Origin of the sequence: Empedobacter tilapiae (assembly GCF_004785645.1) — a bacterium.
GTDB classification, from domain to species: domain Bacteria; phylum Bacteroidota; class Bacteroidia; order Flavobacteriales; family Weeksellaceae; genus Empedobacter; species Empedobacter tilapiae.
Window position 1 is genome coordinate 207,846 of sequence record NZ_SRPE01000003.1, and the last position, 25,759, is coordinate 233,604.

Below are 25,759 nucleotides of genomic sequence, written 5' to 3' on the forward strand. Positions count from 1 at the left end.
TTTATTTATTTCTTTTTCAATTTTACAGTGAAATGTCTTAAAATTTCAGATTCCCACGAAATTTCATAACCAGAATTAATTTCATTTCGTCGATCAAAAATATTTTTCAAAGCTACTGCAATATAATCCATATGACTTTGAAAATAAGTTCTTCTTGGAATTGCCAAACGCAATAATTCTAATTTTGGATAACGATTTTCTCTCGTTTCAGGATCACGATCTGCCAAAATAGTTCCGATTTCTACACCACGAATTCCAGCTTCTTTATACAATTCGATTCCCAAAGTTTGTGCAGGATATTCTTCACGTGTTACATTTGGTAAAAATTTTACTGCATCAACAAAAATAGCATGTCCACCGATTGGTTGCTGAATTGGAATTCCAAATTCAATTAATTTATTCCCTAAATATTCAATTTGTTTGATACGCGATTGTAAATAAGAATATTCTGTCGATTCTTGCAAACCTTGTGCTAAAGCTGCTAAATCACGTCCAGCTAAACCACCATAACTTAAATATCCTTCGTAAATAATTCCGAAATTTCCGCAAATTTTATATAGCTCTTCATTATTCAGTGCAATAAATCCACCAATATTTACCAAACCATCTTTTTTCGCAGACATCGTCATTCCATCTCCGTAAGAAAACATTTCTAAAACAATTTCTTTAATAGTTTTATGTTTAAATTCTTCTTCTCTTTCTTTGATAAAATAAGCATTTTCTGCAAAACGAGCGCCATCAAAAAAGACTGGAATTCCATATTGATTAGACAATTCACGAACTTGACGAATATTTTCTATCGATACAGGTTGACCGCCAGAAGAATTACATGTAACAGTGATTAATGTGAACGGAATTTGTTCTTTTCCGTATTCTTTGTAGACATTTTCTAACTTTTGTAAATCGATATTTCCTTTGAAAGGATGAATCAATTCACTGTCAAAAGCCTCATCAATAGTACAATCAATTGCGTGTGCTTTTCTAAATTCGATGTGACCTTTTGTGGTGTCAAAATGTGAATTACCAGGAACAACATGACCTTCTTTTACAAGAGCTGAAAATAATACATTTTCCGCTGCACGACCTTGATGCGTAGGTAAAAGAAACTCAAATCCTGTAATGGCATTAATGGTTTCTTTCAGTTTTAAGAAAGATTGAGAACCTGCATAACTTTCGTCTCCAGTCATCATCTCAGACCACTGTTTATCAGACATTGCTCCAGTTCCAGAATCAGTTAATAAATCAATAAATACTTTGTGGCTTTCAAGGTTAAATAGGTTGTAATCTTTTTCTTCGATCCACTTTTCACGTTTTTCTCGAGTAGATTGATAAATTTCTTCGACCATTTTTATGCGAAATGGTTCGGCAAAAGGTAATTCCATTTTTTTGTGTTTAATGTAAAACTAAGAAACCTTTAGAATATTATCAATTATTAAATGAAAATCATAAAAAAAAATCCTCTATCAAAAAGATAAAGGATTAATAAAATTTCTATAGCTCGTTATTAATCAATAACAGGAACAGGTCTTTTATTCTCGTTGATTGCAACTAATGTAAAAGTTCCCGATATAGCTTTATCTCGTCCGTCTCTATACATACTTTCAATATAAACATCAATTTGCACATCCAAACTTGTGCGTCCTACGCGTACAACTTTTCCTACAAATTCAACAATTGTTCCAGCAGGGATAGAATGTTTAAAATCTATTTTATCGCTACTAACTGTAACAATAGGTTTACGACAAAAACGAGTTGCTGTCATAAAAGCAATTTCATCCATTAAATACATTACTGAACCTCCAAACATAGTGTTATGATGGTTTGTATCTCCTGGAAAAACAGCTTTGAAAATTCGAGTTTCAGAATTATTGATGCGTTGTTCAATTAACTCTTCTCTTGGTGTTTTTTCCACTTCCATTATCATATATTTACACGTTACTTTTCTTAATTAATTTTTGAGTTGATAATGTTTTTTTGTGGTGGTTTGATGATTTCATAGAACATAATTTTTACTTTTTTCGCGAAAGCTTTTGATTAATTATTAACTCAATTTAGTGGCATTCTGACTTATCAAAAATATTGATTTACAGTTGCGCGACAGTTCGTGAATTACACACGATTCCCCAATAAGTTGAGCACGAATTTGCTGCAAATATAGATTAGAAAAATGAAAATTTACAGATTTATTGTGCCGAATTCGTTGGTTTGGAATAATTCGTGTAAATTCATTTTCCGAATTTTTAATGAAGTAAGAAACAAGAATGAAAATAAAACCAATTAAAGATCTAATTCACAATATAAATGAATGGAATGAATTAGTTTCTCAAACCAAAGATTTAACTAATAAAGTGGTTCAGGATGTTAATTTTTTGCGTCAAGAAATCAATTGGGAAGATTATAATCTATGCAATACATCTTTTTTGGGATGTAAGTTTAAACAACATGAAGCGATCTATTTAATCGAAAAAGGCGCGTTTGTTTATCCAAAATTCGAATCAGTTCCTTACAATCCATATCGTGGAAAATTGTACACTTGGCAAGAGTTGATGGAAGGTTATGATTCGGATAATGATCAAAGTATTGATCTTAAAATTTATAAACATTTTAAAAAACATAAATATAATCCGTCTGTTTCAGAAGCTTTGGCACAACGTTTACACGATTTGTCTATTGATGATGGTTTGCGTCGAATTTTAGAATATGATGAAAACGGAATGACGAAGAAAAAAGTGGTTGGTTTTATGGGTGGACATTCTACTGCGCGCAATTCTGAGTTTTATAATGAAACGGCGAAAGCAGCGAAATTGGCAACTGAAAAAGGTTATTTTGTTGTTTCTGGTGGAGGACCTGGAATTATGGAAGCAGCAAACTTAGGTGCTTATATGGCAAACTATGCAGATGAAGATTTGATGAATGCTATTAATATTTTAGCAGATTTAGATTTTATTGATGATCAAAGAACCGAATACTTGGCAAAAAATTATATGACTAATGCGCAGAAGGTTTTAGAGATTTACCCAAATGGTGCAGAAAGTTTGGCTATTCCTACTTGGTTTTATGGTCATGAGCCAAGTAATTTATTTGCCACGAATATTGCGAAATATTTTTCTAATAGTATTCGTGAAGATATGTTGTTAACAATTAGCTTATTTGGTTTAGTTTATGCGCCTGGAAGTGCAGGAACGACACAAGAAATTTTTCAGGAAGCAGCTCAAAATCATTACGGAACTTCAGGATATTATAGTCCAATGATTTTTTTGAGTAAGAAAAGATATGTAGAAGATACGGCGATTTATTCGGTTTTGCATCAATTGGCAATAGGAAGACCATATAAGGAGTTATTATTTTTAACAGATAGTGCCGACTTAGCAATCGATTTTATTGAAAATCATCCACCAATCAGAGTTAATTAAAAAATAATTTTAAAATATTTAAAACTACGTAAGCTGTTTTATTATAATAGTTTATGTGGTTTTTATTTGTTTTTTGTCCGAATAAAATAAAATAATTTCGAATAATGTTTGGTATTTTAAATAATGAACGTATATTTGCAGTCCAATAACGCGAGATGGAGCAGTAGGTAGCTCGTCGGGCTCATAACCCGAAGGTCACAGGTTCGAGTCCTGTTCTCGCTACTAAATCGCGAGGTGGAGCAGTAGGTAGCTCGTCGGGCTCATAACCCGAAGGTCATCGGTTCGAGTCCGGTCCTCGCTACTACAAAAGAGAGTTTCTAATAAGAAGCTCTCTTTTTTTATGTCTTTAACTGAGAATTAAGATTGGATAAACTATTTTTGCATCATGAATTTAGAAGAATACAAAAAACAATATAAATCAGATCAAGCGGTTGGTGCAATTGCGGTCGAAAATCGCTTAAAAGAAGTTTATGGGACTTTAGAGCCTCGTTTTTATTCGCCGCAGGTGATGTCTTTTCAAGGAGGTGATGATCCAATTGATGGAGTTGCGGTTTTTGATGTCAATGGTTACTATCATTTGGTGAGTTACGGGATGTCACATTTATACTATTCGGAAGAGAGTGTAGGAGCAGATTTTAGTAAATGGGGATTTGAGTTTTCTTTTCGTGTGAAACCTGTTAAAGATGATAATGGTGAAGATCCTTTTTGGGTGGTTCAATTAATGAATAATTTGGGACGATTCGTGAACGAAACAAAAGTTTGGTTTGATGAATACCAATTTTTACCATTAGGAGGTCCAATTCGTACAGATTCGGAAACGGATATTGTTGGTTTGGCTTTTATCAAGGATGATGATTTAGATGAAATTGATACGCCTCATGGTAAAGTAATATTTATACAAATGATTGGTTTGAATTCAGTACAATTGAAACGATTGGAAGATAATTCAACCAAAGAAGAAATAATGTCAGTGATAGCTGAAATAAAGTCAGTTAATCCAAAGTTTGTGTGTGAATTATAGTAGAAATTTTAAAAATAAAACATATTTACGTTAACCTATTTCTTAAATTGTGTTAAATGTAAAAAACAGATTGTCAGTATTTTAAACTTGGTATTTGTTTTGATTATATCTAAATGTTAGTAGCACTAACAGTAGAATAAATTTTTCATAGGTTAGGTTAATAATTAGTAAAGCTAATTATGAAGCACTTCTTCGGAAGTGCTTTTTTTAGTATATTTAAGAAGAAAAAATAAAGATGTTTAAAAATTTATTCAACCGAAATAAAAATCAATCAAATAACAAAGAAGAATCAAAAACGATGACTTTCGAAGAAATTATTAATTCAGATAAACCAGTTTTGTTAGATTTTTTTGCAACTTGGTGTGGCCCTTGTCAAATGATGGAACCAGTTTTGCAACAAGTGAAAGAAGAATTGGGAGATGATGTCAAAATTCTAAAAGTGGATGTTGATAAATATCAAGATTTAGCTGCTCGATATCAAGTGCAAGGAGTTCCGACTTTTGCCATTTTCAAAAATGGTGAATTATTATGGAAACAAAGCGGAGCACGACCAAAAGAACAATTGGTGGCAGAAATCAAAAAATATATTTAAAAATAGGTTTGCTTTGCAACCAAGGTCGATTATTAAAGAAAATCCGCTCATTGAGCGGATTTTTGATTTTATAAACTTTTTTTCTTTTTATTGGCTTTCACAATTAAATAAGAAATATAAAGAAAGATTAACCAAGCTGGTATTAACTCTACAGATATTTTAAGTCCTGTAAACCACATAACTATTAATATTCCAAATAGAAATATTAAGCAAATGTAATTGCTAATCGGATAAATAAAAGAAGGGAATAATGTTTTAGAATTCTCTAATTCTTTTTGTTTTCTATATTTAAGATGAGTAATTGAAATCATAATCCAATTAATAACTAAAGAAGAGACGACTAAAGACATTAAAATATGAAAAGCATCTTCCGGTATTACTTTATTAATAATAATACATACGGCAGCAAAAATAGAAGAAACCACAATAGCCATAACAGGTACGTGATTTTTGTTTAATTTTTTTAAGAATTTAGGTGCATTTCCTTGTTCTGCTAAACCATACAACATTCTACTATTACTGTAAACAGAGCTATTGTAAACAGATAAAGCTGCCGTCAAAACAATAATATTTAGTGCGTTTGCAATTAATCTAGAAAAATCAATTGTGTTGCCAAAAAGATTAAATTTTAAACCATTTAAGTTTTCAAAAACCATTACAAATGGACTACTCTTATCTGTAATCGTTTCCCAAGGCGCTAATGAAAATAAGATAATTAATGCTCCAACATAAAAGATTAAAATTCTATAAATCACTTGATTTGTAGCTTTAGGAATCGTTTTTTCAGGACTTTTGGCTTCAGCGGCTGTAATTCCAATTAATTCTAATCCTCCAAAAGAGAACATAATCAGTGCCATTGCAGCAAATAATCCACTAAAACCGTTTTCACTATTACCAGATAACCACCCTTTAGGAAAAAAACCTCCATTATTCCAAAGGTTTTGTATAGTTGCTTGCTCACCTCCTGTTCCACTAATTAATAAATAAGAACCAAAAATAATCATAGCGATAATAGCGATAACTTTTATAATAGAAAACCAAAATTCGGCTTCTCCGAACATTTTTACAGATCCTAAATTCAAAGCATTAATCACAATAAAAAAGAACAAACTTGAAGCCCATAAAGGAATATCAGGCCACCAAAATTGTACATAAATTCCGATAGCTGTTAATTCTGACATACTCACTAAGACATAAAGAATCCAATAATTCCAGCCAGAAGCAAATCCAGCAAAAGATCCCCAATATTTATATGCAAAATGACTGAAACTTCCTGAAACAGGTTCGTTAACAACCATTTCTCCTAATTGACGCATAATAAAAAAAGCAATAATTCCAGCGATTGCATATCCTAAAATAACAGATGGTCCTGCAAGAACTGCAGCTGGACCAATTCCTAAAAATAAACCAGTTCCAATAGCTCCTCCTAAAGCAATTAATTGAATGTGTCGGTTTGTAAGACCTCTTTGTAATTCTTTTTCTTCAGTATTATTTATTTGACTCACGTGTGATATATTAATTTGTTAAATATATGTAAAAAGTATTTTGAATAAGGAAGAAATTGAATAATTGTCTTGTTTGAATTAATATTCACAGAATATTATATTAAGTTATAAATAGAAATAAAATTATAATAAAAAAGATATTTTTTAAATTTATAAAAATCAATTATATGAAAAAATTACTTTTAACTTTTTTACTAACGCTATTTACTTCTGTTCAGCTCTTTGCAGATGGTCCTTTTTTGTATTCGTTACCTTTTGGTTCGAGGATTTATCCTGATGAAGCAATTTTAGAAAAAACGAAAGAAAAAGGAATTGATTATTCTTCTTTCGAAAAATATTTGTTAGATAATAAAAATGAACTAGGAAAGAAAGTTGGATTGATTTCGTCTCTTGAAGTTTATTTTGTGTTAAATGATAATCAAAAATCATATTTTGTGGATTATAAAGAGAAATTAAAGAAATCTGTTGAGAAAAAATTTGGAACTAAAATTCCAATTAACGAACGGTTTTTAATTGCGTTGATGGATGATTATGATACAGAATCTCCGAAAGTAGAAGTGTATCAAAAATTTGTTGATGAAAATCCTCAAAGCAGAACTATGCAATTTATGAATGTTTTTGCCTATAATTTTAATCTTATTTGGGATATTGATAAAAAAGATTATTCTTCTATGAATGATTTTAAAGAAAAATATCAAGACAATTGTTTACAAAATTTTGAGAGTTTTAACAATGATACTTCTGCTGATATTTTTTCTGAATTTGAAGAGATTATTGCGTTAGGATACAATTGCGATTATGCTTTGAAATGTCTTGCTCCTGCAAATGATCGATTGAATATTCTGAATCAAAAAATAGAATTTACTTTAAATAAAATTGCAAATGCAGAACCAATTCCAAGAATGGTTGTGACGTCAAATGCTTCTCAAATTGGATTGTCGGTTTATGAATGGTTAGGTGAGGAAATGATGTTAATTTCAAGCTTGAAAATTTCGGATGAAGAGAAAACTCTTCTGAATTATTTTGCAGTAAATGAAACATACAATTATATCAATCATGTCAACAATTTATATGTTTTATTTGAAGCGATTCAGAAAACGCCTTCGCAATTAGCAAATTCGACTAATAAAAAATCTGTTGAAAAAATTGCTACGAAAGAGAATTGGAAAAAAATAAATCAATTGTATGATGTTTTTAAAAAGAATTTTCAAAAAGACAATGAAACATCTTTAGATTCTAACTCAAATCTTGATGATTTGCGTAATTTTATTTATTATTTGTATCTAAATCCAAATGAGTTGACAAAGGTTTATCAAAATTGATTATAACCGAAATATTATACTTTTCAAAGACTTAAATTCGTAAATGTTGTTGATTTTAGTTTAAATTTATCTTCTAAATAACAAAAAAATGAAATCAATTTATTTTCTTGGATTAGGAGCTTTAGGAGCAAAATATGCGGCGAGTTTTTATGAATATAATCTAGAAATTGTAAGTGTAATTGTAGATGAGGAGCGAAAAAATCGATACGAAAAATCTCAAATTTTTGTGAATGATAAAGCGTATGATTTTAATTATGTGACAAAAATCGAGGATAATAATTATCCAGATTATATATTTTTAGTCGTTAAAAGTTCGCATTTACAGCAAGCTATAGAAGATATGAAGCCTTTTGTTGGTGAATATACGATGATTGTAAGTTTGATGAACGGAATTTCTTCTGAACGTGTTTTGGCAGATCATTTTGGATGGAATCGTGTGGTGAATGCGGTTGCGTACATGGATGCGGTAAAAGTTGATAATCGCGTGACGTTTTCGAGTATAGGAAAAATTATTTTCGGGAAAATGAATTCAATTAATCATGATAAATTAGTCGATTTACATGAATTGATGAATGTTGCTGAAATTCCAAATCAATTATCGGATGATATTCAGAAAGCGCAATGGGCGAAATATTTGGTAAATGTTGTAGGAAATCAATTGACGTTTTTATTGGAGTTTCCATATGGACAATTTCGTACCAATCAACATCTCGAGGTGTTAATTGATATGATTTCTAACGAAGTTCTTGCGGTTGGGAATGCGCACGGAGTTGCAATTGGTCAAGAAGAAGTGGATCGAATGAAGTCTACGATGAAAATTGTGAACGAGTTTGGTAAAACTTCGATGTTACAAGATCGAGAAGCAAAACGATATTCTGAAGTGGATCAATTTGCAGGCGAAATTATTAGTTTAGGAAAACAATATAATATTCCGACACCTTACAACAAATTCATTTATAATATGATAAAATCAATCGAAGAAACATATTAAAATAGTTACAAAGTCATTCAAGTTTGGATGACTTTTTTATTTGAAATCTATCGCTTTTGGATAAGCAATTTTCTGAATAATATAAATCGATAACATAAAAAATATACTCATGATTAATGTTGCAACAGGTAAATATTTTATAGAATCAGAAGGCAGAATCATTGGTAAAATAACCATTGCAAAAGCGGGAGGTAAGCGTAAATCTGTTAACTTCAAAACAAACATTACGATAATCAAATCTATTAAACCAATGATTAACCAATTGTCAAGATAATGCATTGTCAAACAGCCAGTCATAGTAGCCATAAACATCACAAGAATACGTTTTATACGTACGGTTAATTTTAATGTTGGATTATTTAAAGATTCAAAAGAAATTACAATAATAGGCGGAATGGCAGAGAAGTGCGTAAATCCACTAAAATAACAAGCTACAAACCAAACTATGCATAATCCAATTAACCATCTGTTATGGCTTGTGTAAATCATTGGAACCGCATTTTCAGTTGGTTTTAGTTTGAATATTTTTATTGATAGAAAAAGTAAAAAGACAAATAGAAATATTGCATATAGAAATATAAAAGATTCTGCATTTGTAAGAATTGGTAATAATCCCGTAGCTAATGCAGGCGCAAGTTGACTTTTAAAAATTTTCAAAACAATTAATATAGCGATTAAAACTAATGCTAATTTGAATGATAGTAAAATTGGTAAAAAATTAATTCCAAATCCTAAAATAGCAGTTATGGATGGAAGTAAAAATATATGAAAAGGCTGTTGTAGCCATTTGTTTTCTCGAAACGTTAAAATTCCAACAGATAATGCAGCGACTTCTGGTAAAATGATTTCTTTATCACTATAAATTATTGCCGCTCCAATCATGATTAAAATAAATAGAAAAGCGACGGAGTATGAGATAAAAGATTCTTTATTACCTAAGATAGATTTCATTAAATAAATGTATAAAAAAAACCTTTGTAAAATTACAAAGGTTTTTGTCGGGGTGGCAGGATTCGAACCTGCGACCTCCTGCTCCCAAAGCAGGCGCGATGACCGGGCTACGCTACACCCCGATTCGGTCATTCAAAAAAAGCGGAGAGACAGGGACTCGAACCCTGGCATCGGTTTCCCGATGACAGATTAGCAATCTGCTCCATTACCGCTCTGGCACCTCTCCTAGTTTTTAATAAAACGTGTGATCCAGTCAGGATTCGAACCTGAGACCTACTGCTTAGAAGGCAGTTGCTCTATCCAGCTGAGCTACTGGACCGATCCAAAAATTCATTGAATTTTGTCGGGGTGGCAGGATTCGAACCTGCGACCTCCTGCTCCCAAAGCAGGCGCGATGACCGGGCTACGCTACACCCCGATTCGGTCATTCTTTACGATAAATCTTTCTATTTTCGGATGAAAATTTTGTCGGGGTGGCAGGATTCGAACCTGCGACCTCCTGCTCCCAAAGCAGGCGCGATGACCGGGCTACGCTACACCCCGATAGATTTCATTATCGTGGGTGCAAATGTAAGGTGATTTTTGAAAAATAACCAAATATTTTTAAGAATATTTTTCGGAAACTTTCATATATGTTTCTAAATCTTTATCTCCTCTCCCTGAAAGGTTCAGAACCACAATGTCTTGCGGTTTAAAATTAATTTTTTCTAAAGCAGCTAAAGCGTGAGAAGATTCTAATGCAGGAATGATTCCTTCCTCTTTTGTCAACATAAAAGCTGCTTCCAAGGCTTCATCATCTGTTGCATTTAAGAATTCAGCACGTCCAGTTTTGAACAAATGCGCATGTAAAGGACCAACTCCAGGATAGTCTAATCCAGCAGAAATAGAATAAGGTTCAACAATTTGTCCATCTTTATCTTGCATCAATAATGTTCGACTTCCATGAATAATTCCTTCCGTTCCTTTAATCGTTGTCGCAGCAGTTTCTCCAGATTCTACACCTAAACCAGCAGCTTCAACCGCGATTAATTTTACTTCTTCGTTATCCAAAAAGTGATAAAAAGCTCCTGCAGCATTACTTCCACCTCCAACACAAGCAATCACATAATCAGGATTTTCTTTCTCATATTTCTCTTTCATTTGCGCTTTAATTTCTTCCGAAATAATCGCTTGAAATTTGGTTACCATTGCAGGATAAGGATGAGGTCCAACAACAGAACCAATAATATAAAAAGTTTCAGGATTATTGATCCAATAACGGATTGCTTCATTTGTTGCATCTTTCAATGTTTTACTTCCCGAAGTTGCAGGAATCACCTCTGCTCCTAACATTTTCATTCGCGCAACATTTGGTGCTTGACGAGCAATGTCAATTTCTCCCATAAAAACGATACATTCTAATCCCATCAACGCACAAACAGTAGCAGTAGCAACACCATGTTGTCCAGCACCAGTTTCGGCAATAATTTTGGTTTTGCCCATTCGTTTTGCTAAAAGTGCTTGACCAATTGCATTGTTGATTTTATGCGCTCCTGTATGATTCAAATCTTCACGCTTTAATAAAATATTGGTGTTATATTTTTTTGAAAGATTTGGTGCAAAATACAATGGACTTGGACGTCCAACATAATCTTTTAGTAATAAATTAAATTCGTTTTTGAATTCGTCTGTATCGACATATTTTGCTAAAGCTTCTGATAATTCTTCACAATTATGATGTAATAATTCCGGAATAAATGCTCCTCCAAATTCACCATAAAAACCTTTTTCGTCAACTTCGTATTTCATTTTGTTTCTTTTTTAATTTTGCTCAATTCGTCCATCAATTGTATCGATAAACTGTTTTACTTCGTCAGTTTTTTTTATTCCTGGTGCTGACTCAAAACCACTATTGATATCAAATCCAATACATCTCGGATGTTGAAAATTTTTCAAGATCAATGCATCCTCAAGAGTTATTCCGCCACTTAATAAAAAGGGTGTTGATAACTGATAGTTTGTTAACAATTGCCAATCAAATTTCTTTCCTGTTCCACCATAATTAATTGATTTTGTGTCAAAAACAAAACCGTCAACAACTTGTTGATAAGTGGTTAATTGTTGAAAATCTTCAATCGATTTTATACCAACAGCTTTCCAAATTTTAAAGTCCAAAAAGCTTTCATCAGTTAGTAATCGTTGATGTTTTTGATTGATTAATTCTTCACAAAAGTTTGCTGTTTCATCACCATGTAATTGGACAACATCTAATTTATATTGTTCAACTTTTTCGAGAATATTTTCGATGAATTCATTCACGAAAACGCCAACTTTTTCTGCATTTGGAAAAACTTCAAAAATAGATTCGTCTTCTATAAATCGTTTTGATTTTGGATAGAAAATAAATCCAACATAATCAGGTTCGATTGCTGCAATTTCTTTGAAATTTTCTACGTTATTATTTCCGCAAACTTTTACTTGAAAGCGTTTCATTTAGATTCTTTTACGAATTGTTCAAATGCTAAACAAGGATTTTCAGCTTTCATAAAATTTTCACCAATCAAAAAAGCTTGAAAACCAGCTTGTCTTAATTCTTTTACTGTTTTAGGATCAGAAATTCCACTTTCCGCAACTTTGATTAAATCGGTTGGTAACTGTTTCAAGATTTGTTTTGATTTCTCAATATCAACTTCAAAATTTTTCAAATTACGGTTGTTAATTCCAATTAAATCAATGAATTCATTTACTTTTTCCAATTGATCTTCAGAATGTAATTCTAGCAAAACTTCTAACCCAATTTCTTTAGCTGTTTTCGATAAATGATAGACTTCATCTTTCGTCAAACATTCTGCAATCAACAACATTAAATCCGCACCAATTGCTTTTGTTTCATAAACTTGAAATTCATCAACAATAAAATCTTTGCGTAAAACTGGAATATTCAAAACTTCTTTTGCTTGATTCAAATCATCAAAACTTCCACCAAAAAATTGTTCATCTGTCAAAACAGAAACCACAGAAGCACCAAATTTCTCGTAACCCGAAACGACTTCTTTTACGTTTGCATCTTTGTTGATAAAACCTTTTGAAGGTGATTTTCGTTTAAATTCTGCAATAATTCCAGATTTTGATTCATCTAAAATAGAAACTTTTGCAGATTTTACAGGAAGCAAGAAATTTTCTGAATTTCTAAAACTTTCGATTGATTGAGTTTTCTGTTTTTCTAAAATTTCAACACGTTTTTGCGCGACAATTTCGTCTAATATCGTTTTCATGGTTTCATTAATTTTTGGAATACATTTAATGCTTTTTTACTGTCTAAACTTTCGTTCGCAATCGCTACACATTCTATTAAATCTTTGTTTGGATAAATTGTTTTAAGCGCTAAAGCAGCGTTTGCTAACACAACTTCTTTTTGTGCTTTGGTTGAATTTCCTTCTAAAACGCTCAAAAATATTTTAGAATTTTCTTCGATTGATTTTCCGCCTTTTATCTCATCAGGTTGAAGAATACTTAAACCAAAATCTTTACTTTCTAAAACAAATTCACCCGAATTATTGTACACTTTTGTAGGCGATGTCAACGAAATTTCATCATAACCAGCCAACGCAGTTGAAATCGAATATCGAATGTTTGAATTTTGCATTACATAATGATATAATCGAGCAGTTTTAACATCGTATGTTCCTAAATTTTGAAATTCTGGTTGAACAGGATTCACTAAAGGTCCCATTAAATTGAAAAATGTTTTTACCGCCAAACCTTTTCTAATCGGAGCAACTTTAGCTAAAGCCGGATGAAAAAGAGGTGCATGTAAAAAAGTAATCCCAACTTTGTCGAATTCACGTTTTAGTTTATCTTGATTAACAGAAAATTCGTAACCAAAATTATCCAACATATTCGAAGAACCGCTCACAGAGGACGCTCCATAATTTCCTTGTTTGATAATTTTTTCACCAGCTCCGGCCAAAACAAAACAGCTCAATGTAGAAATATTGAAGGTGTCTTTTCCATCTCCACCCGTTCCTACAACATCAATCGCTTGTTTTGGTAAATTTATTTTTATGCATAAATCTAATAACGCTTGACGATAACCTTTTAATTCCTCTAATGTAATATTACGCATATTAAAAATGGTTACAAAAGAAGCTAATTCAACAGCTGAATATTTTTCTTCCGAAATTTCCACCATAATTTGATACGCTTCATCTTCGCTCAAGGTATAATTTTCGAATAATAAATTTAATAATTTTTTCATAGTCTTAAGCCTCTAACCAATTTTTAATCATCTCATCTCCAAGTGGCGTCAAAATAGATTCTGGATGAAACTGAACACCACGAACATCGTAGGTTTTATGACGCAAAGCCATTATTTCTCCTTTTGGACCAACTGCTGTAATTTCTAATTCTTCAGGAAAATATTCGTTCGAAACTACCCAAGAATGGTAACGTCCAACTTCTATTTTTTTTGGTAAATTATGGAATAACACTTCGTCTTTTATCACTTCAATTGTTGATTCAACTCCGTGAAAAACTTCTTGTGTATTTAATAATTTTCCACCAAAAACCTCTCCAATTGCTTGTTGTCCTAAACAAACACCAAAAATAGATTTTGTTGTAGCATATTTCTCAATGATTGGTTTTAATAAATTGGCTTCATCAGGAACTCCTGGACCTGGAGAAAGTAATATTTTATCATAATTATTTACCTCTTCCAAAGTAATTCCATCATTGCGAACGACGGTAATATCATCGGCGAATTTCTTTAGCGAATGCACTAAATTATAGGTGAAAGAATCGTAATTATCGATAACTAAAATTTTCATAGTTTATAGGTTTTGAGCGATTTCTATTGAGCGACGAAGCGCTCCTAATTTATGATTGACTTCTTGTAATTCATTTTCTTCGACCGATTTGGAAACAACTCCAGCACCAGCCTGAAAATATAAGGTATTTTGTTTGCTGACGAACGTACGAATCGCAATCGCCATATTGATATCTCCGTTAAAACCTAAATAGCCAATTCCACCACCATAAACGCCACGATTTTGATTTTCGTAACCGTCTAACAATTCCATTGCTTTGAATTTTGGTGCACCAGAAAGTGTTCCAGCAGGAAAAGAATCTGCAAAAACTTTCATTGTATTCACGCTAGGATTCAATTGCGCAGTTACTTTCGAAACCATGTGAATCACATGCGAGAAATACTGAATTTCTTTGTATTGCGCAACTTTTACATCAGTAGAATTTCGACTCAAATCATTTCGAGCCAAATCGACTAACATCACATGCTCTTCGTTTTCTTTAGGATCAGCGATTAATTTTTCGGTTAATTCTTTGTCCAAAGTTGGACTTCCAGTTCTACGAACCGTTCCTGCAATTGGATGAATTTCTGCATGATTATTATTGATGATAATTTGCGCTTCTGGTGAAGAACCGAAGATTTTATAATTTCCGTAATCGAAATAAAACAAATAAGGCGAAGGATTTACCGAACGTAAAATGCGGTAAACATTGAATTCATCACCCGAAAATTTTTGTTTGAATTGACGAGAAGGAACAATCTGAAAGACATCTCCACGAAAACAAGATTGTTTACATTTTGTCACCATTTCTTTGAATTCGTCATCCGTTAAATTCGATTGAATTTCACTTTCCACATTAAATGGATATTCAACAATTGATTTGTTATAAACAACACTTTTTATTTCAGAAAATTTAGAAATTGTTTGTTCATTTTGATATTCGATAAATTGAATTTCATTGTGAAAATGATTGAAGACCACAATATTTTGATAGAACGAATATGAAAATTCTGGGATCGTTGCTTCATTTCCTTTTGCCGAAAATTTTACTGTTTCGAAATGTGGAATAGCGTCCCAAGCAATGTATCCAAACAAACCATTTACAGGTAAATCTTCTCCATTTTGAATCATAAACTGACTTGTAAATTCTTTGAATTTTTCTGTCAATTCTTGACTATTCAACGCATATTCTTTTGTTTCTCCATTTACATACGTTTCATTTACCATTCCGTTTGTAACCTTAAAAGTTGCGATCGGATTAAGGCAAATAAAAGAGTTAGCATCTGTCTTCGAATGATAGTCAGAACTCTCTAATAATAAGGTATTTGGATAAATATCTCGAAGTTTCAAATAAAGCTGAACAGGAGTCGTTAAATCCGCTAAAACAGTTTCTTTCTGTATATTAAAAGTTAAATTCATTTGTTAAATATTTAGGTTTAGAGCACAAAAAAAGGCTTGTCGGTTACGACAAGCCTTTTCTACATATAACTGCATAGAGGTCTTACGAACCAACGTTTTGTTGTCCGATATTCCACCACCAGTTATTTGTAAATAATGTTTTCATTGTGACAAATTTAGAAAGGATTTTGAATTGTACAAATTATTTTTTGATAAATTTTGAAATTGTTTTTCCTTTCTCATTTTCAACTTCTACAACATAGATTCCTTTTGGAAAACTATTTGTATCAATTGTAATTTTCTTTTTATTTGATACGTAAGATTCAATTATTTTTCCAGTTAAATCAATAATTTTAATTGAATTTTTGTTTGTATCAGTTTCTATATTTAATATATCTACAACTGGATTTGGATAGATTTTAACATCAGATTTAGTTAAATTATTTGTCGATAAAGTTCTTTCGCAAGGCTCTGTTGAGGTTGTAAGATTGTAAGGAATATCAGTTTGAGTTGTATTATTATAATAAGTTTCTCCAAAAGTCTGTTTGAATTTATTTACATCATCAACAATAATAAGTGGATTATCAGTGTCCTTTAAGTCTAAATTAAAATATGTATAATTAGTTAAAGATTTATTTCTGTAATCAATTGTTTTAGGAGAATTCCCTGCTACATACAAATAGATATCGTGATCATTACAAATATTTAATATTCCATCTAACTTATTTGGAATATTTGTTTTGATATTCTCAAAGCCAAAATACTTTAATAATGTTACATTTGGATCGGGATGTGTTAAATTAAAAAGTTTATTGAATTTGTTTGTTACATCCATTTCAACTGGAACATTCCAAAAATCTATCCAACTTAGGTTTGTTAATTTATCAAATTCTTTATCAAATTTAATTCTTGGTGTTTTTAAAACATTTGTATTATAATTATTAGCAAATCTATTTAACATTAAAGATTCTAAATTAATATTATTACTAAAATCAATTTTCGGAAATAGTTCATCATCGATATATTCTATATACAAGTTTTTTAGATTAGTTAGTTTGTTAATATTAACAGGAATTTTACTTACAGAAATATTTAAATACTCAAGATTTGTTAATTTTTCAACTCCATTTGGTAAAGAATAATCTTCTGGATGTAAATCAACTAATTGAGCTGGATCATATTTATAAGTTAATTTTTTTAGATTATTTAAATTCTGTAAGTCAAGATTTTTTTTATTTGCATCATAAAAAAATAAAGTTAAATTTTCTAAACTATTAACTTTCTCAAGAGGTTCCAATCCATCAATTTTATTTTGTCTAATTTCAAAAGATTGAAGATTTTTTAAGTTGCTAAAAGTTGTAGGAAGTTGAAGTTGATTTGTTCTAATTACTAAACTTTTTAAATTCGTTAAATTAGATATTTGAGTAGGTAAAATATTAAATCCGTTATAACTTTCTAAAACAATTTCTTCCAAGTTTTGAGAGTTACTCAAATTTGAAGGAAAGTTTTCAAAGCTACCTATCTGCGTGAATACTTTAAGATTAGGTAAATTACTAAAGAAATCATTATTCAAATCTCCTCTAAAACCTTCAATCGTTAATTTTTCTAATGAATCTTTAAAGCTTGAAAAATTATAATTATAGATATACTCATTATTTGAATTAAAAGGACTTATGCTAAAGTCTTTAATTTTATACTGAGTAGTAGACTCTAAAGTTGAATAGACTTCTCCATCGATTTTTAAAGAATGTAAACCTAAAGTATTCAAATTATTCAGGTTCTTAATCTTATCTAGATTAAAAACTTGTAATTCAACAGATTTGCTAATACCGCCTTTAAAGGAGAATGTTGTTAGATTTATTAAATTACTTAATTCATGAAAATCGATTTGATACGTATTTTTAAATTCAGTTGTTTTAAAATTAGCACTTGCAGAAATTATCAAACTTTCTGACAAGTTAAATTGTTTTATTTCATTAGTGATATTAATAGTCTTAGAGTCTGTATTTTGATTCTGAGTAATATCAAAATTACTTATCTTTAAATTAATTAACTTTTCTTCACCATTTATAAATTTGAAATTAACATAAGAGCTAGATTCACTTGACGTATTAGGCTTTTCTGGTAATTCATAAATCCTTTTAGGATCCTTTTGTAGCTTTTGTAGTAAAGAAAGATATGCCTCTCTATCTGTATTAAACTGTCCAAAACTATTTGTTGCAAGAATTAATGCAAATAAAAATAAAATTTTTTTCATAAGTAATATTGTATTAATCAGGTATCAAATATAATTTAAAGAATTGAAAGTATTTACTAAATTTGGATAGTAATAAAAACACAAACAAAATGGAATATAATTATAACAATCTGATTGTTGAAGTAGAAAATAAAATTGCATTAGTTACCTTAAATCGTCCAGAAGCGTTAAATGCATTAAATAAAGATTTATTAGATGATATTTCTAATTTTTTTACAAATGCAGATTCTGACTCAGATATTCGAGTAATTATTTTAACAGGTTCTGGTGAAAAATCTTTCGTTGCTGGAGCGGACATCAAAGAATTCGCTAATTTTGATGGTCATCAAGGTGAACAGTTAGCTGCAAAAGGACAAGAAAATGTTTTTGATAAAATAGAAAACTCTAAGAAACCTGTTATTGCAGCAGTTAATGGTTTTGCTTTAGGAGGAGGATTAGAATTGGCGATGGCGTCTCATTTTCGTATTGCATCAACTAATGCAAAATTAGGATTACCTGAGGTTACATTAGGTTTGATTCCAGGTTATGGAGGCACACAACGTTTGCCCAAATTAATAGGGAAAGGTCGTGCAATGCAGGCAATTATGACAGCAGATATGTTTACAGCTGAGCGTGCGTATGAAATTGGTTTAGTGAACGAAGTTGTGGAACAAGTAGAATTAATCAATCGTGCGAAAGAAATTGCGACTAAAATTTCTAAAAATTCTTCTGTAGCGATTCGTCATGCGATTCGAGCGATTAATGCATCGGATAAAGACAATGGTTTTGAAGTTGAAATTGAAAGTTTTGGAAATTTATTTGACGAAGAAGATTTCAAAGAAGGAACAATTGCTTTTATTGAGAAAAGAAAACCTAATTTTAAGTAAATTTTAATTTAAAATAGTTCATATAAAAGCTTCAAGATTACTTGAAGCTTTTTAATTTTACATCATGAAAAAAATAGTTGTTGGATTCATTTTGATGATGAGTTCCATTGTGTTTTCACAAGAAATTTATCAAGTTATTGCACAGGAAGGTTTGACTGTTAGAACAAGTCCGAATGGAAAACGAATTGGTAAAATTCCGTACGGATATCCGGTTAAAATTTCTGAAAAAGGTGAAGCTTTTGCAATTAAAGATAATGGTAAAGCCAAAAGTGGAAATTGGGTAAAATTAGATGTTAGTTCATCTAAATTAATTCTTGATGAAGGGGTTAATGATTCTTCTGCTCAAGGTGATTTGTATGCGTTTAGTGGTTATTTGATTACGCAACAAAATTTTGTTAATCAATTCGAAACAGAAATTTCTACACATCCAGCTTTTAGCGAATTTTATTTAGCGACGGCTTACAAATGTTTTGCGATAAAAGGTGATTTTTTTGGTGATGGAATTGTTGATTATTTATATAGAATGATTGATACAAAGGGAAATATTCGTTTATTTATTGTGAATAATCAAAAAAAAGGAAGTCAAATTTATGGTTTGGGTGGAGCAAAAGATCCGTTCAAAATTACAAATTATGATTTCGGAACGTTGATGATGATTCCGAAAGGAACACCACTTTATTCGAATTACAAAGATGGAGTGAAACGAAATTTAAATGGTGTTTCTAAAAATGAAATCGTAACTTTAGATTATGATGCAATTTATGTGCATCAAGACAATGCGAAAGAAGGCGGTTTTATTTACCGAAAAGATGGTAAATGGAACTGGCTGAACCAAAAATAACCAACAACCAAAACAATGAAAAACTATTTTCTTTTATTCTTTATAGGAATTTCTTCTTATGTGTTTTCGCAAGAAACTTTTTACGTCACTGCACCAAGTGGCTTGGTTGTACGAAATAACCCAGATGGGACACGTTTTGGTAAGATTTCTTATGGATCTGCTGTAAAAGTTGAGAAAAAATTACAATCTTTTTCGGTGACAGATAATGGAAAAGTTGTTAATGGAAATTGGGTTAAAATTGAAGGAAATAATTCTCAAATTCAGTATGATGAAAATCTTACATCAGGTGTAGATACTAATAAAATGTATGCTTTCAATGGATTTTTGACTCCGAAGAATGAATTTATTAATCAAAGTGAAAAAATCATTGCAAAACATTCAGCTTTAAAAGATTATTATTTGGCAACTTCTTATGATGTTTTCGCGATAAAAGGAGATTTTTTTGGAGATGGAATAGAAGATGATTTATTTCGAATGATTGATCCAAATGGAAATGTTCGATTAATGATTATTAATCATCAACAAAATGGAAGTAAAATTTATAGTTTAGGCGGAACAAAAGATCCGTTTAGTATGGAAAATTACGGAATGCCAATTTTGTATAAAGTTGGAAAAGGAACACCTTTGTGGTCTAATTATGAAGATGATTTTAGAGAATTTAAAAGTGTCCCGAAAAATGAAATTGTCAAATTAAATTATGATGCAATTTACATTCATGAAGCAGAAGCTTGTGGAGGTGGATTTATTTTTTGGAAGAATAATAAGTGGAATTGGTTACAGCAAGAATAAAAATTAATAAAAATAATTATGCAAAATATAGAGGGTAAAGTAGCTTATATAACGGGTGGAACAAAAGGTATTGGATTAGGAATTGCGAAATCGTTGGTAGAAAGTGGTTTGAAAGTAGCAATTTCTGGACGAAATATTGATGATGTTGAAAAAGCACGTCATTATTTAGGAAATCAAAATGTATTGGCGATTCAGTCTGATGTTAGACATTTCGAAGATGAACAAAATGCAGTAGAACAAATTATTTCTGCGTTTGGACGTTTAGATATTGTGATTGCAAATGCTGGTTTAGGAAAATTTGCGCCAGTAGATGAACTTTCTTTAGAAGATTGGAATGCGATGATAGATACTAATCTGACAGGAGTTTTTCATACAATAAAAGCATCTGTTGAAGCACTAAAAGTTTCGAAAGGATATTATATTTCAATTGCTTCTTTGGCTGGAACAAATTTCTTTGCGAATGGAGCTGGTTACAATGCTTCGAAATTTGGAGTTGTTGGTTTTACACAGGCAGCGATGTTAGATTTGAGAAATTATGATATCAAATGTACAACGATTATGCCTGGTTCTGTAACGTCTAATTTTAATGATCATGTGCCAAATTCGGAGGATGGATGGAAAATTCAGCCCGAAGATTTAGGACAAATGGTAGTTGATTTGTTGAAAATGAATCCAAATGTTTTGCCAAGTAAAATAGAAGTTCGCCCTACGAAAACAAAATAATTTAAAGATCTCGATAAGAGATCTTTTTTTATGAAAAAAATATTTCGTAATTACCAATAGTTTACATAGTTTCGTGAAAAAATAAGAATACAATAAAGGTATTTTTTTAACGAGCACTTTTTAATGAGTTTTAAAAAATCAGTCAATCATTTTCGTCGTACAATTATGCGTCGATTAACAGGAGGAATAGGTGATGGTAATTTGCCAAAAGTAGACAAAGAAAAACCTCTTGAACTTAATAGAGTACTGATAAACAGACCTAATCAGCGTCTGGGAAATATTCTATTGATTACACCTTTGATTCAGGAAATTATCCGATATAATCCTGATGTTAAAATTGACTTATTTGTAAAAGGAAAGGTTGCTCCGATTATTTTTGAGAATTATCCTCAAGTTGATCAAATTATTGAATTACCTAAAAAACCTTTCAAAGAATTGATTCAATATGCTAAAGTTTGGCTAAAAATCAAGAAAAAGAATTACGATTTAGTGATTAATGTTGATAAAAATTCATCTTCAGGACGACTTTCAACTTCTTTTGCGAATTCTAAGTATAAAATTTTTGGGAATGAATTTGAAATGAATTCGAATCAAGAAATTCATATTCATCAAGCGCAATATCCAGTTTATGTGTTTAGAAAATTCTTAGAATTATTTAAAAATAAAGAAGGAAATTTAGATATTCCAACTCTAAATATTCAGTTAACAGAGCAAGAGTCTACGAAAGGAATAGAAATGTTAAATGAATTGATTCAAGATACTTCAAAGAAAACACTTGCATTTTTTACGTATGCAACTGGTGCAAAATGTTATGATGAAGAATGGTGGACAGAATTTTACAATTTATTTTATCCAAAATATTCGCAAGAATATAATCTAATTGAAATTTTACCTGTCGAAAATATTTCCATGTTAAATCATAGATTACCTACTTATTACAGTAAAGATGTGAGAGAAATTGCAGCCGTAATGAAAAGTTGCGAATTTGTGATTGCAGCCGATTCTGGTATGATGCATTTGAGTTGTGCAGCGCCTACAAAAACAATTGGTTTGTTTAAAGATCAAAGCTTCTTAGAGCGTTATAAACCTTATGGAATAGGAAATGCTGTAGTCTTGATTAATAATGAACATAAGGGTATTCTTGTTGAAGAAATGGATAAATTATTGGTTTAAAAAAAGCTGTTTTTTGTCATTAAATAAAGTGTGTATAGATTTGATACAAAATAAATTAGCTTCTTAAGAAATATTTTAATTTCGATGATTATTTCATAGCTTTGTCCTTTGAAATAATAAAAAAATGTCAACAGAGTTTACAATTATCATCCCAATTTATAATGAGGAAGATAACTTGATAAGATTGGAAGAAACTATGAATCAATATCTGTCAAAGTCAATAAAACAGACTGAAATTTTATTGATTAATGATGGTTCTAAAGATAAAAGTTTGGCTCTTATCAAAGAGATTTGTAGTAGAAATCAAGCTTTTCATTATATTTCTTTTGACAAAAATTATGGCTTATCTGCTGCTATAAAAGCTGGTTTTGACACAGTAAAATCTAAATGGGTTGGTTATATCGATGCGGATTTACAGACAGATCCAGAAGATTTCAATAAATTATTAGCGTTAACTGATCAATTCGATTTGGTGACTGGCGTTCGAGCAGATCGCAAAGATTCTTTCGTGAAAAACATGTCATCTAAAATTGCCAATTCTATTCGTAGAGCATTTACTAATGACGGAATGGATGATACGGGTTGTCCATTAAAAGTTATAGATGCTGAAAAAGCGAAAAAAATTCCAATGTTCAAAGGATTGCACCGATTTTTACCAGCTATGATTTTATTACAAAACGGAACAGTTACTCAAGTTCCTGTCAAACATTTTCCACGTATCGCAGGCGAATCAAAATTCAATCTATGGAACCGTTTATTAGGTCCTTTAATGGATTGTTTTGCATTTGTTTGGATGAAGAAAAAATACATCAATTATAAAATTCAAGAAGGAGCATAATGCCAAATTGGGTTATCATCAGTATTGGTTTTCTTGCGCAAGCACTTTTTTCGAGTCGTCTTATTTTACAATGGATTGTTTCTGAAAAGAATAAGAAAGTTCTTACACCAAAATTATTTTGGGAAGTTAGCTTGTTTGCCTCTGTTTTGCTATTTTTATATGGTTATTTGCGTCATGATTTTTCGATTATGTTGGGACAAACATTGACGTATTATATCTATATCAGAAATATTCAACTACAAAATCATTGGAAAGAATTTCCGAAAATAGCACGCATTTTCTTGTATATTTTTCCTGCATTAATTGTTTTATATGGTTTCAATAACGGAATTTTTGATGTAGATTTATTATTCAAAAACGAAAAAATTCCGATGTGGCTTTTATCTTTAGGAGTCGTATCTCAGGTACTTTTCACATTTCGTTTCGTCTATCAATGGATTTATTCCGAACGAAAACACGAATCGCAATTACCAATGGGATTTTGGGCTATTAGTTTAACAGGATCATTGTTGATTTTAACTTACGCGATTATTCGAAAAGATCCCGTTTTATTTGTTGGTCATTTTATGGGATTTATCGTTTATGCGAGAAATATATTAATCAAACGAAAAGAAAAAAATGGTTCAGTGGATTAAGCAAAATTCAGTTTTATTTTTAATCATCGTAACAATTTTGATGTTGTTTGTCAATCTTGGCGTTTTACAAACCAACATTATGGAAGCTCGAAACATTATTTCGGCGCGAGAAATGGTACACGATGGAAATTGGATTTTTACTACTCTTAACGGTTTACCTCGTTATGAAAAGCCTCCTTTACCAACTTGGATTACAGCTGCTTTTGGAAGTGTTTTTGGTTTCGAAAACTTTTTTTGGTTACGCATTCCAGTTGTTTTAATTACCATTTTATTGGTCGTTTGGTTTTATAAAACATTAACGCATTTCGATTTAACAAAACACCAAGTTGTTAATTCTTCATTGGTTTTAATTACTTCATTTTACGTGTTTTTCTCTGGAAGAGACAACAATTGGGACATGTACACGCATAGTTTTGTGATGGGAGCGATATTGTTTTTGGTAAAAGAATTTCAATCATCAAAATTTAATTTATTCAACTTTATTGCTGCATTTTTCTTGTTAGGATGCTCAATTATGAGCAAAGGTCCAGTTTCGTTGTATGCGTTATTTTTACCGTTTTTAATTGCTTATTTTATTGTTTATAGATACAAATTAGGAAGAAATTTAGGAATCACAATTTTAACGATAATATTAGGTTGCGTTGTAGGATTTGCATGGATGATGTATGTTAAATATTTTGATGCAGAACATTTTTTAGCTGCTTCTCAAAAAGAAGTAAATAATTGGCATAGTTACAACACTCGCCCAATTTATTACTATTGGAGTTTCTTTACACAATCTGGTTTATGGACAATTCCGGCTTTGGTAAGTTTGATTTATCCTTATCTCAAAAGTAAAGTTGCAAACAAAAAAGCTTATCAATTTGCTTGGTTATGGACAATTTTATCAGTGGTTTTATTATCTGTAATTCCAGAAAAAAAATCAAGATATTTATTACCAGTTTTAATTCCATTAGCGATGAATATTGGCTTTTATATTGAATATTTACGATTAGAATTCAAAAATTTATCAAATAAAACTGAACGATATTTTACCAATTTTACGTTTGGTTTATACGGAATAATAGGAATTGCGATTTCAGTTGGTGTTTTTATTTACACAAAAGATCGTTTATCAGAATTTTTAGTTTGGTCGATTCCTTTTGCTGTTGTAGGATTAATTTTAGGAATCTCAATTCTCAAAGGATTAAAGATAAAATCATTCGAACAGATATTTTACTCAACTATTTTATTGATGTGCTCGGTTGTTGCGTTTGGATTTCCACTTTCTAAATTAACTTTTTCCGAAGAGTTTTATTCTTCTGCCAAAAATTTAAAGAAATTAGAACAGCAAAATCAAATTAAAACATACGAATGGCAAAGTTTTGTTCCTGAAATAGTGTTGGATTATGGGACTTCAATTTCTGCAATTAGCGATGGCAAGAAAACTATTTTCCCGAAAGAAGAGAAATTTGGAATGTTAGCAAGTCCGTCAGATTCTACTTTTTTTGCGGATCATTTCAATAATTACTCAATCAAAAAAATTGGTGCGGTCGATTTGAATCATTCTTCAAAAGATCAAAAAAATTATAATGATCGTATTCAAAGAAATTATTATTTGATTCAAAAAAAGTGATTAAATTTCGAGTAAAATTTTTAGCTTAAATTTTCGTTATTCTAA

General features: G+C 30.9%; 24 protein-coding genes, 7 tRNA genes and 1 riboswitch. Of the genes, 15 read left to right on the top strand and 16 right to left on the bottom strand.

Annotation, left to right across the window (positions count from 1 at the left end; all coding sequences use genetic code 11):
* Window positions 1-5: 5 nt before the first annotated feature.
* A complete protein-coding gene (locus E4J94_RS05050; RefSeq protein WP_135834773.1) occupies window positions 6-1,382 on the bottom strand; it encodes a tryptophanase in 1,377 nt (458 codons plus the stop codon).
* 122 nt (window positions 1,383-1,504) lie between these two features.
* Window positions 1,505-1,918 carry an acyl-CoA thioesterase gene (locus E4J94_RS05055; RefSeq protein WP_135834774.1) on the bottom strand — a complete coding sequence of 138 codons (414 nt, stop codon included), beginning with the start codon at window positions 1,916-1,918 and terminating at the stop codon, window positions 1,505-1,507.
* A gap of 129 nt (window positions 1,919-2,047) precedes the next feature.
* Window positions 2,048-2,134: riboswitch (adenosylcobalamin-variant (AdoCbl-variant) riboswitch) on the bottom strand.
* Between the two features lie 127 nt (window positions 2,135-2,261).
* Between E4J94_RS05055 and E4J94_RS05060 the strand changes: the two genes are divergently transcribed.
* The 5 genes from E4J94_RS05060 (at window position 2,262) to trxA (ending at window position 5,026) form a co-directional block, all read left to right on the top strand.
* A complete protein-coding gene (locus E4J94_RS05060) occupies window positions 2,262-3,413 on the top strand; it encodes an LOG family protein (protein ID WP_135834775.1) in 1,152 nt (383 codons plus the stop codon).
* Window positions 3,414-3,562: 149 nt separating this feature from the next.
* Window positions 3,563-3,635: transfer RNA gene (locus E4J94_RS05065), tRNA-Met, on the top strand.
* A gap of 6 nt (window positions 3,636-3,641) precedes the next feature.
* Window positions 3,642-3,714, top strand: a tRNA-Met gene (locus tag E4J94_RS05070).
* Window positions 3,715-3,798: 84 nt separating this feature from the next.
* Window positions 3,799-4,434 (top strand): suppressor of fused domain protein, encoded by a 636-nt coding sequence (locus E4J94_RS05075; protein WP_135834776.1) that lies wholly within the window; start codon window positions 3,799-3,801, stop codon window positions 4,432-4,434.
* A gap of 235 nt (window positions 4,435-4,669) precedes the next feature.
* Window positions 4,670-5,026: a thioredoxin gene (gene trxA / locus E4J94_RS05080; protein WP_135834777.1), complete on the top strand. Its 357-nt coding sequence runs from the start codon at window positions 4,670-4,672 to the stop codon at window positions 5,024-5,026.
* Between the two features lie 68 nt (window positions 5,027-5,094).
* On the opposite strand, the gene E4J94_RS05085 is transcribed toward trxA, so the two are convergent.
* Window positions 5,095-6,522, bottom strand: a complete 1,428-nt coding sequence (locus E4J94_RS05085) for an amino acid permease (RefSeq protein WP_135834933.1) — start codon at window positions 6,520-6,522, stop codon at window positions 5,095-5,097.
* A 176-nt stretch (window positions 6,523-6,698) separates the two neighbouring features.
* On the opposite strand from E4J94_RS05085, the gene E4J94_RS05090 reads away from it, so the two are divergent.
* Together E4J94_RS05090 and E4J94_RS05095 are read left to right on the top strand one after the other, a co-directional pair.
* A complete protein-coding gene (locus tag E4J94_RS05090) occupies window positions 6,699-7,853 on the top strand; it encodes a hypothetical protein (RefSeq protein ID WP_135834778.1) in 1,155 nt (384 codons plus the stop codon).
* 88 nt (window positions 7,854-7,941) lie between these two features.
* Window positions 7,942-8,844, top strand: coding sequence for a ketopantoate reductase family protein (locus E4J94_RS05095; RefSeq protein WP_135834779.1), 903 nt, complete (start codon window positions 7,942-7,944; stop codon window positions 8,842-8,844).
* 36 nt (window positions 8,845-8,880) lie between these two features.
* Here E4J94_RS05095 and E4J94_RS05100 read toward each other — a convergent pair whose 3' ends face one another.
* From E4J94_RS05100 to E4J94_RS05160, 13 genes are all read right to left on the bottom strand, one after another.
* Window positions 8,881-9,795: a hypothetical protein gene (locus E4J94_RS05100; RefSeq protein ID WP_135834780.1), complete on the bottom strand. Its 915-nt coding sequence runs from the start codon at window positions 9,793-9,795 to the stop codon at window positions 8,881-8,883.
* 47 nt (window positions 9,796-9,842) lie between these two features.
* Window positions 9,843-9,917 (bottom strand) — tRNA-Pro (locus E4J94_RS05105).
* A gap of 20 nt (window positions 9,918-9,937) precedes the next feature.
* Window positions 9,938-10,021 (bottom strand) — tRNA-Ser (locus E4J94_RS05110).
* 19 nt (window positions 10,022-10,040) lie between these two features.
* Window positions 10,041-10,114, bottom strand: a tRNA-Arg gene (locus E4J94_RS05115).
* 24 nt (window positions 10,115-10,138) lie between these two features.
* A tRNA-Pro gene (locus E4J94_RS05120) sits at window positions 10,139-10,213 on the bottom strand.
* A 50-nt stretch (window positions 10,214-10,263) separates the two neighbouring features.
* A tRNA-Pro gene (locus E4J94_RS05125) sits at window positions 10,264-10,338 on the bottom strand.
* Between the two features lie 60 nt (window positions 10,339-10,398).
* The gene (gene trpB / locus E4J94_RS05130) at window positions 10,399-11,583 is read right to left on the bottom strand and encodes a tryptophan synthase subunit beta (protein WP_135834781.1); all 1,185 of its coding nucleotides are present in this window, start codon (window positions 11,581-11,583) and stop codon (window positions 10,399-10,401) included.
* A 12-nt stretch (window positions 11,584-11,595) separates the two neighbouring features.
* Entirely contained in the window at window positions 11,596-12,267 is a 672-nt protein-coding gene (locus E4J94_RS05135; protein WP_135834782.1) for a phosphoribosylanthranilate isomerase, read from the bottom strand.
* Window positions 12,264-13,049: an indole-3-glycerol phosphate synthase TrpC gene (gene trpC / locus E4J94_RS05140; protein ID WP_135834783.1), complete on the bottom strand. Its 786-nt coding sequence runs from the start codon at window positions 13,047-13,049 to the stop codon at window positions 12,264-12,266. Before trpC ends, E4J94_RS05135 begins: the two co-directional genes overlap by 4 nt.
* Window positions 13,046-14,032, bottom strand: a complete 987-nt coding sequence (trpD, locus tag E4J94_RS05145; RefSeq protein WP_135834784.1) for an anthranilate phosphoribosyltransferase — start codon at window positions 14,030-14,032, stop codon at window positions 13,046-13,048. Before trpD ends, trpC begins: the two co-directional genes overlap by 4 nt.
* 4 nt (window positions 14,033-14,036) lie before the next feature.
* A complete protein-coding gene (locus E4J94_RS05150) occupies window positions 14,037-14,600 on the bottom strand; it encodes an anthranilate synthase component II (protein WP_135834785.1) in 564 nt (187 codons plus the stop codon).
* 3 nt (window positions 14,601-14,603) lie between these two features.
* A complete protein-coding gene (locus E4J94_RS05155) occupies window positions 14,604-15,998 on the bottom strand; it encodes an anthranilate synthase component I family protein (RefSeq protein WP_135834786.1) in 1,395 nt (464 codons plus the stop codon).
* Between the two features lie 181 nt (window positions 15,999-16,179).
* Window positions 16,180-18,234, bottom strand: a complete 2,055-nt coding sequence (locus E4J94_RS05160; protein WP_135834787.1) for a T9SS type A sorting domain-containing protein — start codon at window positions 18,232-18,234, stop codon at window positions 16,180-16,182.
* 89 nt (window positions 18,235-18,323) lie between these two features.
* Here E4J94_RS05160 and E4J94_RS05165 point away from each other — a divergent pair, with 89 nt between their 5' ends.
* From E4J94_RS05165 to E4J94_RS05200, 8 genes are all read left to right on the top strand, one after another.
* Complete coding sequence (locus E4J94_RS05165; protein WP_135834788.1) at window positions 18,324-19,100, top strand: enoyl-CoA hydratase/isomerase family protein; 777 nt, start codon at window positions 18,324-18,326, stop codon at window positions 19,098-19,100.
* A 64-nt stretch (window positions 19,101-19,164) separates the two neighbouring features.
* A complete protein-coding gene (locus E4J94_RS05170; protein WP_135834789.1) occupies window positions 19,165-19,941 on the top strand; it encodes a hypothetical protein in 777 nt (258 codons plus the stop codon).
* 15 nt (window positions 19,942-19,956) lie between these two features.
* Window positions 19,957-20,730 carry a hypothetical protein gene (locus tag E4J94_RS05175; RefSeq protein WP_246034259.1) on the top strand — a complete coding sequence of 258 codons (774 nt, stop codon included), beginning with the start codon at window positions 19,957-19,959 and terminating at the stop codon, window positions 20,728-20,730.
* Window positions 20,731-20,748: 18 nt separating this feature from the next.
* On the top strand, window positions 20,749-21,453 hold the full coding sequence (locus tag E4J94_RS05180; RefSeq protein WP_135834790.1) for an SDR family oxidoreductase: 705 nt from the start codon (window positions 20,749-20,751) through the stop codon (window positions 21,451-21,453).
* A 123-nt stretch (window positions 21,454-21,576) separates the two neighbouring features.
* The gene (locus E4J94_RS05185; RefSeq protein ID WP_135834791.1) at window positions 21,577-22,626 is read left to right on the top strand and encodes a glycosyltransferase family 9 protein; all 1,050 of its coding nucleotides are present in this window, start codon (window positions 21,577-21,579) and stop codon (window positions 22,624-22,626) included.
* A 124-nt stretch (window positions 22,627-22,750) separates the two neighbouring features.
* Window positions 22,751-23,464: a glycosyltransferase family 2 protein gene (locus tag E4J94_RS05190; protein WP_135834792.1), complete on the top strand. Its 714-nt coding sequence runs from the start codon at window positions 22,751-22,753 to the stop codon at window positions 23,462-23,464.
* Window positions 23,464-24,099: a lipid-A-disaccharide synthase N-terminal domain-containing protein gene (locus tag E4J94_RS05195; protein ID WP_135834793.1), complete on the top strand. Its 636-nt coding sequence runs from the start codon at window positions 23,464-23,466 to the stop codon at window positions 24,097-24,099. Before E4J94_RS05190 ends, E4J94_RS05195 begins: the two co-directional genes overlap by 1 nt.
* On the top strand, window positions 24,083-25,714 hold the full coding sequence (locus E4J94_RS05200) for an ArnT family glycosyltransferase (protein ID WP_135834794.1): 1,632 nt from the start codon (window positions 24,083-24,085) through the stop codon (window positions 25,712-25,714). Before E4J94_RS05195 ends, E4J94_RS05200 begins: the two co-directional genes overlap by 17 nt.
* Window positions 25,715-25,759 lie beyond the last annotated feature (45 nt).